We start from the raw sequence: 14,134 nt of genomic DNA, 5'->3' as shown, positions 1-14,134 counted from the left end.
CCGTCACCTTCCTCGCGGACACGTCGAGGCGCCCCGTGCAGGAGTCCCTCGGACTCCCGCGCGAGGCGCTTCCTGACGCTCAGGCCGACGCGTTCAACGCCTTCGCGATGACCTCGGCGGCTTCCTGCGCGGAGCGCTTCGACGAACCCCGTCGCCGGTGCGGCACTCGCGGCACGGGCGGCGACCGACAGCGGTCGACCACTCAGGTGCGGCCCGGGTTCATGCAGACGAACGGCCAGGCGCCCTGGTTCTCCGGCTCTTCCTGCGCCCACACGACGTCGGCGTCGGGGTAGCCCCCGAGGACCTCGAGGATGCGGTCGAGTGGGAGCGGTGCGAGCTGCTCGAGCCGGACGAGGGCGACGTCGGTCACCCCGCGCTTCTCGACCTCGGCGCGCAGGTCGTGGTGGACCTTGCCGGAGTGCAGGACCACGCGGCGCACGGTCGACCGGTCCGCCACGCGGTCGTCGTCCAGCACTTCCTGGAAGGTGCCGTCCGTGAAGGCGTCCACGCCGCTGGTGGCCTGCCGAGGCCTGCAGCATGGCCTTCGGGGAGAACACGACGAGCGGCTTCTGCGGCTTCGCCCACGCCTGACGGCGCAGCAGGTGGAAGTACGACGCGGGGGTCGACGGCCGGGCCACCACCATGCTGTCCTCGGCGCAGAGCTGCAGGTACCGCTCGATGCGGGCCGACGAGTGGTCCGGCCCCTGGCCCTCGTAGCCGTGGGGGAGCAGGAGCACGAGACCGGAACGCTGGCCCCACTTCTGCTCGGCGGACGAGATGAACTCGTCGATGACCGTCTGGGCGCCGTTGGCGAAGTCGCCGAACTGCGCTCCCAGAGCAGAGGGCCTCGGGGCGCTCGACCGAGTAGCCGTACTCGAACGCCATCGCCGCGTACTCGCTGAGGGAGGGAGTCGTAGATGTAGAGCCGGGCCTGGTCCTCGGTGAGGTTGGCGAGCGGCAGCCACTCCTGGCCGTTCACCCGGTCGTGGAACACCGCCTGGCGCTGCACGAACGTGCCACGGCGGGCGTCCTGTCCGGCCAGGCGGACGGGCTTGCCCTCGACGAGGAGCGACCCGATCGCCATGAGTTCGGCCATCGCCCAGTCGATGCCGCCGTTGCGCGTCATGTCGGTGCGCTTCGTCAGCAGCTGCTGCAGCTTCGGGTGGATCGAGAACCCGCCGGCGGGTTGCTGTGCGCGTCGCCGATCGCCCGGACGAGGTCCTCGGACACCGCGGTGTGGTGCACCTCGTTCTCGGAGTCGTCACGCTGCGCCGCCGGGCGTTCGAGCCCCTGCACCGCGCCGTCGTCGTCGACCTGGATCACCGGGATCGTGCCAGTCTGGGCCTCGTGCGTCTCGGCGAAGGCACGCTCCAGGCGGTCCTGGAAGTCGCGGTGCGCCTCGTCGTACTCCTCTTGCGTGATGTCGCCGCGACCGACGAGGGCCTCGGTGTAGAGGGTGCGGACGGAGCGCTTCGCCTCGATGAGGTTGTACATCATCGGCTGCGTCATCGAGGGGTCGTCGCCCTCGTTGTGCCCGCGGCGGCGGTAGCAGATGAGGTCGATGACGACGTCGCGCTTGAACTCCTGCCGGTACGCGAACGCCAGCTCGGCGACACGGGCCACGGCCTCGGGGTCGTCGCCGTTGACGTGGAAGATCGGCGCCTGGATCGTCTTCGCGACGTCGGTGGAGTACACCGAGCTGGCGCGCCGACTCCGGCGGTGGTGAACCCGACCTGGTTGTTGATGACGAGGTGCACGGTGCCGCCGGTGCGGTAGCCGCGCAGCTGCGACATCTGCAGGGTCTCGACCACGACGCCCTGCCCGGCCATCGCCGCGTCGCCGTGGACCAGCACGGGCAGCACGCCGAAGGTGCCCGGCGCCTCCCTGTCCTGCTTGGCGCGGACGATGCCCTCGAGCACGCCGTCGACGGCCTCGAGGTGGGACGGGTTCGCGGCGATCGTGACCGGGATGGCCGTGCCGTCGCTGGCGCGGAAGACGCCCTCGGTGCCGACGTGGTACTTCACGTCGCCGGAGCCCTGTCCGGAGACGGCGCCGGGGAGCGAGGAGCCCTCGAACTCACGGAAGATCTGGCCGTAGGTCTTGCCGGCGATGTTCGTCAGCACGTTGAGGCGGCCGCGGTGCGCCATGCCGATCGCGACCTCGTCGAGGCCCGACGTGGCGGCGTGCTGGATGAGCGTGTCGAGGAACGGGATCGTCGACTCGCCGCCCTCGAGCGAGAAGCGCTTCTGCCCGACGTACTTCGTCTGCAGGAAGGTCTCGAAGGCCTCGGCCTCGTTGAGCTTGCCGAGGACGCGGAGCTGTTCCTCCTTCGAGGGCTTCGAGTACGGCACCTCGATGTGGGCCTGCACCCAGCGGCGCTGCTCCGGGTCCTGGATGTGCATGTACTCGATGCCGACTGTGCGGCAGTAGGCGTCGCGCAGGATCCCGAGGACGTCGCGGAGCGGCGCGTTCGTGGTGCCGGCGAGCCCGCCGGTGACGAACTCGCGGTCGAGGTCCCAGAAGGTCAGCCCGTGGCTCTCGATCTCGAGGTCCGGGTGGGTGCGCTGCCGGTACTCGAGCGGGTCGATGTCCGCCGAGGTGGCGCGGACACGGAAGCTGTTGATGAGCTCCTGCACGCGCGCGGTCTTGTTGACCCGGTGTGCCAGGTCGACGTTGATGTCGTTCGCCCACTGGATCGGCTTGTACGGGATCCGGAGCGCCGAGAAGATGCCCTCGTAGAAGCCGTGCTCGCCGATGAGTCGCTCGTGCACCTTCTTCAGGTACTCGCCCGACCCCGCACCCTGGATGACGCGGTGGTCGTAGGTGCTCGTCAGCGTGATCGTCTTGCCGATGCCCAGCTCGACGAGGGTCTTGTCAGGCGGAGCCCTGGAACTGCGCCGGGTACTCGAGGGCGCCGGCGCCGATGATCGCGCCCTGCCCCTTCGTCAGCCGCGGCACGGAGTGCACGGTGCCGATGCCGCCCGGGTTGGTGAGCGAGATGGTCGTGCCCTGGAAGTCGGTCGGCGTGAGCTTGTTGTCGCGGGCGCGCTTGACGAGGTCCTCGTAGGCGGAGAGGAACTGGCCGAACGTCAGGGTCTCGGCGCGCTTGATGCTCGGGACGAGCAGGGAGCGCGTGCCGTCCTTCTTCGGGACGTCGATCGCGATGCCGAGGTTGACGTGCGCCGGCTGCACCACGAAGGGCTTGCCGTCGCGCTCCTCGTAGAAGACGTTCTGGCTCGGGAAGTCCTTGAGCGCCTGGACCATCGCCCACCCGATGAGGTGCGTGAACGAGATCTTGCCGCCGCGGGCCCGGCGCAGGTGGTTGTTCACCACGATGCGGTTGTCGATCATCAGCTTCGCCGGGATCATCCGCACGCTCGTCGCGGTCGGGACGGTGAGGGAGGCGTCCATGTTCGACGCCAGGGTCTTCGCCATGCCCCGGAGCGGGGTGGCGACGTCCTCGTGGGTCTCCTCGTGGTCGTCGGCCTCGTCGTTCGCCTCGGCCGGGATCGGCTGCGGGGTCGGCTGGCGCGACGTGGTCTTCGCCTGGATCGGACCGGACTTGGCCTCGCCCGGGCCGTCACCGGTGGCGGGCTGCTGCGTCGACGACTGCTCCGCGGGGCCGTGCCCGAGGGCGCCGGGGCGGGAGCACCAGCGGCGGGAGCCGGAGCGGCGGGAGCCGGAGCGTCGGTGGCCTGTGTGCGGTGGTAGCTCTCGAGGACCGGCCACCAGGACTTGTCGACCGAGTCCTTGTCGGCGACGAACTGCTCGTAGAGCTCGTCGACGAGCCACTCGTTCGCCCCGAATTCGCCCGCGGTCTCGTCCGTTCCGGTCAGATGGCTCGACACAGCCGATCGCCCACTCTCCGTCGATAGATGCTCGTGTGTGTCGTGCGCGGCAACCCTGCCCCGCACAGGTCCCCAGCCTAGCCGCTCGCAGATGTCCGTTCGGTGTCAGGCACGACGCGAGTCGGGCCTCCCGGCAGGGGTCCCGCGTGTCGCGCCGGAGCCCTGCCGGACCGTCCAGACCGGCCACCCAGCAGAGCCGTACAGTGGGGGCCAAGGGGTTCTACGAGACGCGGCCGACACACGACCTGACCTACTCCGACGTCTTCCTCGTGCCCAGCCGATCCGCGGTCACGAGCCGATTCGACGTGGACCTCCGAGCGAACGACGGCTCCGGCGCCACCATCCCGATCGTCAGCGCCAACATGAACTCGGTGACGGGCCCGCGCCTCGCCGCGACCCTCGCCCGTCGCGGCGGGCTCGGCGTGCTGCCGCAGGACATGCACCTGCAAGACCTCGACGCCGCGATCCGCTGGGTCAAGGACCAGCCGGTCGACTTCGACACCGCCTACGACATGGGCGCCGACACCACCGTGGCCGAGGCGAACGAGCACCTCCTGCCCGTCGCCGGGCGCGGGGTCGTCGTGCGCGACGCCGCGGGGGAGTACCTCGGCTGCGTGCCCGCCGGACGCCTCGGCACCGCGGGCCCGGACGCCACGCTCCGCGACCTGCTGCACGGCCCGTCGACGGCGATCGACGCCGAGGACGCCGGCACGCCCCGCCACGTGTACGACGTGCTCACCGCCGCCGGGGTCGACTTCGCCCCGGTGATGCGCCACGGCAAGGTCGTCGGCACCACCAGCCAGACGAGCGCGATCCGCTCCGACATCTACCGCCGGCCGTCGACGCCTCCGGTCGTCTCCGGGTCGCGGCCGCGATATCGGCATCAACGGCGACGTCGCCGCGAAGGCGCAGGCCCTCGCGGCGGCCGGGGTCGACGTGCTCGTCCTCGACACCGCCCACGGGCACCAGGAGGGCATGCTCCGCGCGCTCCGCACCGTCGCCGCCCTCGGGCTCGACGTGCCCCTCGTCGCGGGCAACGTCGTCACGGCCGACGCCGTCGCGCACCTCGTCGACGCCGGCGCGGACATCATCAAGGTCGGGGTCGGACCGGGCGCCATGTGCACCACGCGCATGATGACCGCCGTCGGTCGTCCGCAGTTCTCCGCCGTGCTCGAGACCGCCGCCGCCGCGCGGTCGCTCGGCGCGCACGTCTGGGCCGACGGCGGCGTCCGGTACCCGCGCGACGTCGCGCTCGCGCTGGCCGCGGGGGCGTCGGCGGTGATGATCGGCTCGTGGTTCGCCGGGACGCTCGAGGCACCCGGGGTCCTCCGCCGCGACGCCGAGGGCAAGGCCTACAAGGAGAGCTGGGGCATGGCCTCGGCGAAGGCCGTCCGCGAGCGCTTCGAGCGGCTCGACCCGTACGAGCGGGCGCGCAAGGCGCTCTTCGCCGAGGGCATCTCGTCGTCCACCATCTTCCTCGACCCGGAGCGCCCGAGCGTCGAGGACCTGCTCGACATGATCACCACCGGTGTCCGCAGCTCGGCGACCTACGCGGGTGCGTCCTCGCTGGCCGAGTTCTCCGAGCGCGCCCTCGTCGGCATCCAGTCCGCCGCCGGCTACGAAGAGGGCAAGCCCCTGCCCGTCAGCTGGTAGCTCCCGCCGGACTTTCGCGCTGAGCGACAGTTCACGGGCGGCGCAGTGCGTGACGTGTCGCTGAGCGCGAAACGCACGCCGACGCCGTGGACGCGACCACACGGCGGACGGGAGGCCCGTGGCGCGGCCGCCACGTGCCTCCCGTCCGCCGGGCGGTGCGTCTACCGACGCCGGGTGGCGTCCTCGACCTCGCCGACGAGCTCCTCGAGGATGTCCTCCAGGAACAGCACCCCGACCGTCCGTCCGTCGGCGTCGAACGCCCGCGCCACGTGGCGACCCGCGGCACGCATCGTCGCCAGCGCGTCCTCCAGGTCCATCTCCGTGTAGAGGGAGATGAGCTGCCGGATGCGCTTCGGCGGGACCGGCTCGTCGTACTCGTCCGGGCGCAGGTCGATGACGTCCTTCACGTGCACGTAGCCCGTGGGGTCGCCATCGGCGCCGACGAGCACGTACCGCGAGAACCCGCGCTGGGCCACGGCGCGCTCGACGTCGCCGGGGGTGGCGTCGTCGGGCAGCGTGACGAGCTCGGCCATCGAGACGGCGACGTCCTTGACCTTCTTCTCGGTGAACTCGAACGCCATCCGGAGCGTGCCGCCGGCGTCCGTCAGGGTGCCCTCGCGGCGCGACTGCTCGACGATCGTCTGCACTTCCTCGACCGTGAAGGCGCTGACCGCTTCGTCCTTGGGTTCGACCCGGAACAGCCGGAGCACCGCGTTGGCGACCTCGTTCAGGCCGACCACGACCCAGTGCAGCCCGTGGCCGATGTACCAGAGCGTCGGCACGAGGAGCAGGGCCGCACGGTCGGGCATCGAGAACGAGATGTTCTTCGGCACCATCTCGCCGAACACCACGTGCAGGAACGACACGAGCAGCAGCGTGAACACGAACGCGACGACGCCGATGACCTCGACGCTCCACCCGGTCAGGTGCAACGGGACCTCGAGCAGGTGGTGGATCGCCGGCTCGGACACGTTGAGGATGAGCAGCGAGCACACGGTGATGCCGAGCTGCGTGGTCGCGAGCATGCGGGTGGCGTGCTCCATCGCCCACAGGGTCATCTGCGCGGCGCGGGAGCCGCTGCCTGCTCGGGGTTCGATCTGGAACGGCGCGCGGAGATGACGGCGAACTCGGCGGCGACGAAGAACGCGTTCCCCGCCAGCAGCACGAACAGCCAGAAGATCCCCCCACCAGTCGGAGCTCATCGAGTTGCCCCCTTCGTCTTCGTGGCCGGGATGATGATGCCCGTGGCGGGCGCGGACTCCGGGGTCGGTTCCGTCGGCGTCGGTGTCCAGCGGATCCGGTCGACCCGACGCCCGTCGAGCCGCTCGACGCGGAACACACCGTCGTCGAGGGCGACCTCGTCGCCGACGACCGGCAGGCGGCCGAGCGTCGACATGATGAAGCCGCCGACGGTCTCGTACGGGCCGTCCTCGGGCACGGTCACGCCGGCGCGGTCCTCGAGCTCGTCCGGGCGGAGGAGCCCCGGGAACGTCAGCCAGTTGCGCGAGCGCACCACGTCGATCCGGGCACGATCGTGCTCGTCGGAGACCTCGCCGACGAGTTCCTCGACGAGGTCCTCGAGCGTGACGACCCCGGCGATCCCGCCGTACTCGTCGACGACGATGACCATCTGGTAGCCGCGGCTGCGGACCTCGGCGAGGAGGGTGTCGCCCGGCATGGTCTCGGGCACCCGCTCGGCGTCGGTCATCAGGGCGCCGACCGGCACCTCCGGACGCTTCTCGCGCGGCACGGCGACGGCCTGCTTGACGTGCACGATCCCGACCACGTCGTCGGCGTCCTCCTCGATGACGGGGAAGCGGCTGAATCCGGTGCGTCGAGCGAGGTCGAGCACCTCGGCGGCCGACGCCGACACGCGGATGGTGGAGAGGCGCGGACGCGGGTCATCACGTCGCTGGCGCTCAGCTCGGAGAACGAGATCGTCCGTTCGAGGAGCGTCGCGGTGTCCTGCTCGAGGGAGCCCTCGGACGCCGAACGGCGGAGCAGCGAGGTGAGTTCCTCGGCGCTCCGGGCACCGGACAGCTCTTCCTGCGGCTCGATGCCCATCGACCGGAGCACGGCGTTCGCGGTGCCGTTCAGCAGGGCGACGGCCGGCTTGAACACGGTCGTGAAGGCGACCTGCAGCGGCACGACGAGCTTCGCGGTCTGCAGGGGAGCGCGAGGGCGAAGTTCTTCGGCACGAGCTCGCCGAGGATCATCGACAGCAGCGTGGCGATGACGAGCGCCACGATGGACCCGACGGTCTCGACGACCGCCTCCGGCAGCCGCATCGCCAGGAACGGCGCCTCGAGCAGCGTCGCGATGGACGGCTCGAGCAGGTAGCCGGTCAGCAGCGTCGTCAGCGTGATGCCGAGCTGGGCGCTGGACAGGTGCGTCGAGGTGACCTTCAGCGCGCCGATGACGGGCGCGAGACCGGTCTCACCGCGGTCTCGTCGGGCCTCGACGTCGGCGCGGTCGAGGTTGACGAGCGCGAACTCGGACGCGACGAAGACGCCGGTGCCGAGTGTCAGCAGGATGCCGCCGATGAGCATGACGACGTCGATCGGACTCATGATTCACCTCCCGCAGGGCGCGAGGGAGTGCAGCTCACCGAGTGAGCGGCGGATGAGTGAGGCGAAGAACTATTCGGGGGATCGTCCACAGTGGTGCCAATCGTACTGCGTGGTGCGCGGCCAAGCCGAGAATCCGTACAGAACGCGAGTCGCGCCTCCAGACCGGCCGGTGACCGCCTGGAGGCGCGACCCGCGCCCGACAGACCGGCCTACGCCGTGACGCGGGCGCGGTGGTACTGCTGCGGCTCGTAGTCGATCGCCACGCCGAGCTCGACGGCGGCTCGGAGCGGGAACGCGGGGTCGCGGAGGAACTCGCGACCGATCATCCACGACGTCCGCCTGTCCGGTGGCGACGACCTGCTCGGCCTGGAACGCCCCGGAGATCATGCCCACGGCGATCGTGCCGATGCCCGCGTCGCGCTTGATCGCCTCGGCGAACGGCACCTGGTAGCCGGGACCGACCGGGATCGGGTGCGCTCGCGACGTTGCCACCGGTCGAGACGTCGGCCAGGTCGGCGCCGTGCTCGGCGGCCCAGCGTGCGACCTGCGTGGTCTCCTCGAGGGTGAGGCCACCGTCGACCCAGTCGGTCGCCGAGAACCGGACGACGACCGGGTACCCCTCGCCGACCTCGGCACGGACGGCGTCGACGACCTCGAGCAGCGCGCGGGCGCGGTTCTCGAGCGAGCCGCCGTACGAGTCGGTGCGGTGGTTGCTCAGCAGGGAGAGGAACTGGTGCAGCAGGTAGCCGTGCGCCGCGTGGATCTCGACGAGGTCGAACCCGGCCTCGACCGGATCGACGTGCTGCGGCGGCGAAGGCCAGCGCGACGACGCGGATGTCCTCGGTCGCGAGCTCGCGCGGCTCGGCGTAGCCGTCGAAGGCCACCGCCGAGGGGGCGACGGTGCCCCAGCCGCCCTGGTCGGCGGGGACGGAACCGCGCGCCTCTTCCCACGGGCGGAAGGTCGACGCCTTGCGGCCAGCGTGGGCGAGCTGGATGCCGGCGGCGGCACCCTGCTCGTGGATGAAGTCGACGATCGGCTTGAAGGCGTCACGCTGCTCGTCGTTCCACAGCCCGACGTCCTGCGGGGTGATCCGGCCCTCGGGCACGACACCCGTGGCCTCGACCACGACCGCACCGGCACCGCCCTTGGCGAACCCGCCGAGGTGCACGAGGTGCCACGGCGTCAGGACGCCGTCCTGCGTCTCGACCGAGTACTGGCACATCGGGGAGACCCAGATGCGGTTGCGGACGGTCAGGTCACGGATGGTGATCGGTTCGAACAGGGCGTGCGTCACGCGGGCTCCTCTCGACGGTCGTCCCGGCGTCCGCGAGTCCCTGCAAGGCGATGCGGAGCCCGGCGGCCGATGTGTAGTGGTGGCCGACCGCCCCGATCGCTTCCGCGCCGGCGGCGTTCTCGGCCCTGTTGTCCACGAACACCATCTGACCAGCGTCGATTCCCAGACGCGCACAGGTGTCGCGGTAGATGGACGGGGCGGGCTTCAGGACGTGCTCCTCGGCGCTGACCACGACGGTCTCGAACAGGGACCCCATCGGCGAGCGGCGGTACGGGTCGCCGAAGTCGAAGCCGGCGTTCGACAGCAGCGCGAGGCGAGTGCGGGCATCGTGCAGCTCCTCGACGATCGCGAGGGTCTCGGGCTCGACCTCGAACCAGCCGGTGAAGTCGATCGCCCAGAAGCGGTGGATGTCCGCGACGCTCCAGGTCCGGTTCGTCCGCTCCGCGATCGCGCGCCAGTACGCCACGATGGACAGGTCGCCGCGGTCGAGGTCGTGGCGGAGCTCCTGGTAGACGGGGAACAACTCGTCGGCCGGGATCCCCGTGGCCTCGACCAGGGCGTCGCGGGAGGCGTGCGGCGTCCGGCTGATCACCTCGCCGTAGTCGAAGACCACCACGCGACCGGGCAGGAACAGGCTCATGCGCTCCACCGTAACGTGGCGGTCGTGAACGACTTCGTCCCCTTCGCCCCGACCGACGCCGCCGCCTGGACCACCGCTCCGCACGGGGAGTCCACGAAGTACCGCCGAGGGGTGCTCGGCGTCGCGACCGGCTCCGACCAGTACCCCGGTGCCGCGGTGATGGGCGTCGACGCGGCCGTGCACACCGGTGTCGGCATGGTCCGGTACGTCGGGCCGTCGCGGGCGTCCGACCACGTGCTCGCGCGGCGTCCCGAGGTCGTCTCCGGCGTGGGACGGGTGCAGGCGTGGCTCGTCGGGTCGGGGATCTCGGCGGGGTCGCTGGACGACCTGGACGACACGACGGCGGACGGGTTCGCCCACGCCTCCGACGACGGGGTGCCGGTCGTGGTGGACGCCGGGGCGATCCCGCTCGTGGAGCTCGGGCCGCTCGCGGTGCTGACGCCGCACGCCGGGGAGCTCGCCGGCGTGCTCGACGTCCCGCGGGAGTCGATCGAGCAGGACCCGGCAGCGGCGGCGCTCCGGGCGGCGGCGCAGACGGGCAGCGTCGTGCTCCTCAAGGGCTCGGCGACGCATGTGGCGACCCCGGACGGGCCGTGCGGCTCGTGGCGTCGTCGGCGACGCCGTGGCTCGCGGCCGCCGGCGCCGGGGACGTCCTCGGCGGGGTGCTCGGAGCGCTCGTCGCGGCACGGCAGGGGGCGGCCGAGGCGTCCGGTGCGTCGCTGTCGCCGTCCGACCTCGCGCACCTGGCCGCGTCGGCTGCGGTGGTGCACGGGATCGCGGCGCGGCGGGCGTCCGGCGGCGGACCGTTCACGATGACGCGCGCTGATCGCCGAGCTGCCGGGTGTGGTGCAGGACCTGGTGGTCGAGGGCGACGCGCGCGGGTAGGCGGCGCGGCGGGCGGCGGCGGCGGGCGGCCCGCGATCGGTGCGTGCACATCTTCCGACATCCCACCCGTCAAACGACGCGTGCATCGTCGAATCATGCACACGCAGAAGGTGCGCGTGCATGATTCGACATCCACCCGTCGAACGACGGGTGGGATGTCGCTTCGTGCGTGTACACCGTGCGACACCAGCCCGCGGCGCGCGACGCGAGCACGGGCGGCCGGGAGGCGCGGGGCGGGGCCGCACCGCGCCTCCCGGCCCGCAGGTGGGCGCGTCGCGGACGGGGCCGCCCTGGCCGGGCTACGAGGCGGGCGTCGCGTGCACGACGAACTCGACGGCGCCGGAGTCGTCGACCTTCACGAAGCCCAGGTTCGGGGCCTGCACGCCGTAGTCCGAGAACGTGATCGGGATCGAGCCGGAGATGTCGACGCCGTCGCCGCTCAGGCCGACCTCGAGCGTGGCGGTCACCGGCTTCGTCACGCCGTGCAGGGTGAGGTTGCCCGTGGCCTCGACCTTCGTCGTGCCCGAGCCGCTCGGGACCGCGTCCTCGATGGGCGCGGTGAGGGCGAACGTCGCCGTCGGGAAGGCAGCGGCGTCCATCGCGGAGTCGCGGAAGTAGGAGTCGCGCTGGTTCGAGTCGGTGGCGATGTCGGCGACCTGCACCGTGATCTCGGCCTTGGTGATGGCCGACCCGTCGACGGTGGCGCTGCCGGTCACGCTGTCGGTGCGTCCGGTGACGGTCACGTCCGAGCCGTTGAGGACCTCGTGGACGCGGTACCCCGCCTCGGAGTCGCCGCCGACCGTCCACGTGCCGGACAGGTCGGCGTCGTCGATCGTCGAGGGGGCACGGCTGGCGGCGACGGACGGCGCGGCCGAGGCCTTCGCGTTCTCGCTGCTCGTGTAGAGGTTCGTGCCGACCACCGCAGCGACGACGCCGAGCACGACGACGGCGACGATGACGGAGATCCAGATGACGGCCTTGCGGCGGGGGCGCGGGGGTGTCGGAGGTCACGAGGACGACGGTGACACGTCATGCTCTGGGGAGCCCTGGGATTCCTCGGCCGCTACGCTCGTCCGGTGCAGAGGACGGCAGGGGCGACGGTGTGGCGGTCGCGATGGCTCGAGGTGGCCGCGTTCGTGGTCGCGTTCCTGGCCGTGCCCGCGCTCCTCTGGTATCTGACGACGATCTCGGCGAACCTGCCGCTCGGCGACGTCACGATCACGTACAAGCGGTGGATCGAGACCGGGCACACCGACCGGTTCTGGGTCGGGATCGACGCCGACTGGGTGTACCCGATCCTGGCGATCGTGCCGATGGCCGCCGCTGCCCTGGGCGGCGTCGGGTCGATCGGCACCGGGTGGCTGCTGCTCATGATCCTGCTCGACGCCGTCGCGTGCGGGTTCCTCTGGCGCTTCCGCGGACTCGGCGTGCGGGTCGTGTGGTGGTGGTTGGCGTTCCTCCTGGCGCTGGGGCCGATCGGCCTCGGCCGGATCGACACCGTCGCGACCGTGCTCGCCCTGGTCGGGGTGGCCTTCGTCGCCAGCCGGCCGGCCGTGGCCTCCGTGCTGTTCACCGCGGGCGCGTGGACGAAGGTGTGGCCCGCCGCGCTCGTCGGCGTGCTCCTGCTGCTCCGTCGGGGGCACCGCCGCGGGGTCCTCGCCGGGGCGCTCGTCCTCACGGCGCTGATCGTCCTCGTCGACGTGCTCTACGGGGAGCGGCGCACCTGTTCTCGTTCGTCGGCCAGCAGACCGGCCGCGCCTGCAGATCGAGGCGCCGCTGGCGACGCCGTTCATGTGGGCGGCCGCGTTCGGGGTGCCGGGCGCCGCGGTCTACTACGACCAGCAGATCCTGACCTTCGAGGTCTCCGGCGCCGGCACCCACGCGGCCGCCGCGGTGTCGACGCCGCTGATGGCCGCGGTCGTCGTGGCCGGCGTGTTCCTGGCGCTCTGGGCGGTCCGACGCGGTGCGCACCGCACCGAGGCGGCGCCGCTCTCGCGCTGCTGTTCGTCGCCGCGCTCGTCGCCACGAACAAGGTGGGGTCGCCGCAGTACATCGGGTAGTTCGCCGTGCCGATCGTCTGGGGCTGGTCGCCGGTCGGCCGAGCGCTCGGCGCTTCCTGCCGATCGCGGTAGTGCGCTGCCGATGGCGCTGCTCACCCAGATCGTCTACCCCGGGTTCTACGACCAGGTGCTCACCGTGCAGCCCTGGGTCCTCGTGGTGCTGACGCTCCGGGAACGCCCTCGAGGTCGCGGTGCTCGTCTGGAGCGTCGTGGCGCTGGTGCGGCTCGGGCTGCGCGCCGGACCGGGCGTCGGGTCACCTGCACGCTCCGTCCCCGCGCGGGGCAGGATGGACCCATGATCGTCGCGTTCTCCGTCGCCCCGTCCGGTGGTCCCTCCGCAACGTCGGACGGGACCGTGCACGACGCCGTCGCGGCGGCCGTACGGATCGTCCGCGAGCGGGCTGCCGAACCGCACCTCCTCGATGTTCACCGAGGTCGAGGGGGAGTGGGACGAGGTCATGGACGTCGTCAAGCGCCACCGAGGCCGTCGGCGCGTACGGCACGCGGGTGTCGCTCGTGCTCAAGGCCGACATCCGACCCGGTCACGTCCGGGGAGATCGACGGCAAGCTCGAACGGCTCGAGGCGGCGCTCGACGCCTGACCTCGGCGGGCCGGTGCGTGCCTCCGGTCGGCGCTGACTGCGCGCCTGCTCCGTGCCCGGGCGACACGCCGAGACCTCCCGTGGATGTCGGTGGTCGGGTGTCTCATGGTCCACATTGAGCCGCACCGGGCGGCCCCGAGACGACGAGGAGCGCGTGATGATGCACGACGGCTGGTGCCCGACTGCGACCTTCGAACGGTCGTCATCGACACCGACGAGCAGGGCGACCACGCCTGGGCGAGCTGCACCGAGTGCGGCTCGGGTGGGTCCACCGCGACGAGCTCCGCGAGCTGGTCGGCGCCCCTGCCGCACAGCCGGAGCGACGCCGCCTGACCGCGGTCGAATCGATTCGTCACCCGACTTCCGTTCGGGTGTTGGAGCGGTCATACCACTGCTGAGACCGGTCGCCTGAGGCGGCCGGTCGTCCCCGTTCGCCGCTGAACCCGGACCGTCCTCCGTCCGGTGTCGGACTCGAGACCGGCGCTCGCGATCCAGTGTTCCCGCGTGCCGACGCCTCGGATCAGAGGCCGGGTGCCGCACCGGCACCGACAGTCCCAGCCGACTCGCCGTCGCGAGCCGACG

General features: G+C 71.6%; 5 protein-coding genes and 6 pseudogenes. 5 read left to right on the top strand and 6 right to left on the bottom strand.

Annotated features, from left to right (window positions below; all coding sequences use genetic code 11):
• Nucleotides 1–79: 79 nt before the first annotated feature.
• A pseudogene (locus ACZ8AI_RS03235) lies at nt 80–3,836 on the bottom strand (multifunctional oxoglutarate decarboxylase/oxoglutarate dehydrogenase thiamine pyrophosphate-binding subunit/dihydrolipoyllysine-residue succinyltransferase subunit).
• A 215-nt stretch (nt 3,837–4,051) separates the two neighbouring features.
• Between ACZ8AI_RS03235 and guaB1 the strand changes: the two are divergent.
• Nucleotides 4,052–5,501: pseudogene (guaB1, locus tag ACZ8AI_RS03230) on the top strand (GMP reductase).
• Nucleotides 5,502–5,662: 161 nt separating this feature from the next.
• Here the strand turns inward: guaB1 and ACZ8AI_RS03225 are convergent.
• The 4 genes and pseudogenes from ACZ8AI_RS03225 to ACZ8AI_RS03210 all read right to left on the bottom strand — a co-directional run bounded on the left by ACZ8AI_RS03225 (nt 5,663) and on the right by ACZ8AI_RS03210 (nt 10,006).
• Nucleotides 5,663–6,703, bottom strand: a pseudogene (locus ACZ8AI_RS03225) (hemolysin family protein).
• Nucleotides 6,700–8,071, bottom strand: a pseudogene (locus ACZ8AI_RS03220) (hemolysin family protein). The pseudogenes ACZ8AI_RS03225 and ACZ8AI_RS03220 overlap by 4 nt, the downstream one beginning before the upstream one ends.
• A gap of 209 nt (nt 8,072–8,280) precedes the next feature.
• Nucleotides 8,281–9,366: pseudogene (locus ACZ8AI_RS03215) on the bottom strand (NADH:flavin oxidoreductase/NADH oxidase).
• The gene (locus tag ACZ8AI_RS03210; protein ID WP_464856526.1) at nt 9,329–10,006 is read right to left on the bottom strand and encodes an HAD family hydrolase; all 678 of its coding nucleotides are present in this window, start codon (nt 10,004–10,006) and stop codon (nt 9,329–9,331) included. Before ACZ8AI_RS03210 ends, ACZ8AI_RS03215 begins: the two are co-directional and overlap by 38 nt.
• 24 nt (nt 10,007–10,030) lie before the next feature.
• On the opposite strand from ACZ8AI_RS03210, the gene ACZ8AI_RS03205 reads away from it, so the two are divergent.
• Nucleotides 10,031–10,822, top strand: a complete 792-nt coding sequence (locus tag ACZ8AI_RS03205; protein ID WP_464856524.1) for an ADP-dependent NAD(P)H-hydrate dehydratase — start codon at nt 10,031–10,033, stop codon at nt 10,820–10,822.
• A 368-nt stretch (nt 10,823–11,190) separates the two neighbouring features.
• Here ACZ8AI_RS03205 and ACZ8AI_RS03200 read toward each other — a convergent pair whose 3' ends face one another.
• Complete coding sequence (locus ACZ8AI_RS03200; RefSeq protein WP_464856522.1) at nt 11,191–11,832, bottom strand: YceI family protein; 642 nt, start codon at nt 11,830–11,832, stop codon at nt 11,191–11,193.
• 135 nt (nt 11,833–11,967) lie between these two features.
• Between ACZ8AI_RS03200 and ACZ8AI_RS03195 the strand changes: the two genes are divergently transcribed.
• From ACZ8AI_RS03195 to ACZ8AI_RS03185, 3 genes and pseudogenes are all read left to right on the top strand, one after another.
• Complete coding sequence (locus tag ACZ8AI_RS03195) at nt 11,968–12,951, top strand: glycosyltransferase 87 family protein (protein ID WP_464856520.1); 984 nt, start codon at nt 11,968–11,970, stop codon at nt 12,949–12,951.
• A 295-nt stretch (nt 12,952–13,246) separates the two neighbouring features.
• Nucleotides 13,247–13,552: pseudogene (locus ACZ8AI_RS03190) on the top strand (thiamine-binding protein).
• 174 nt (nt 13,553–13,726) lie between these two features.
• Nucleotides 13,727–13,885 (top strand): hypothetical protein, encoded by a 159-nt coding sequence (locus tag ACZ8AI_RS03185; RefSeq protein WP_464856518.1) that lies wholly within the window; start codon nt 13,727–13,729, stop codon nt 13,883–13,885.
• Nucleotides 13,886–14,134: the final 249 nt, after the last annotated feature.

The sequence above is a fragment of the Curtobacterium sp. AC273 genome (genome assembly GCF_979253735.1).
The sequence above is the reverse complement of the archived record's forward strand: the minus strand, read 5'-3'. Positions and strand labels throughout refer to the sequence as shown.

Bases quoted from the DNA above. Each gene is read 5' to 3' on its own strand.
- ACZ8AI_RS03210 (WP_464856526.1), bottom strand. From the start codon at position 10,006: ATGAGCCTGTTCCTGCCCGGTCGCGTGGTGGTCTTCGACTACGGCGAG.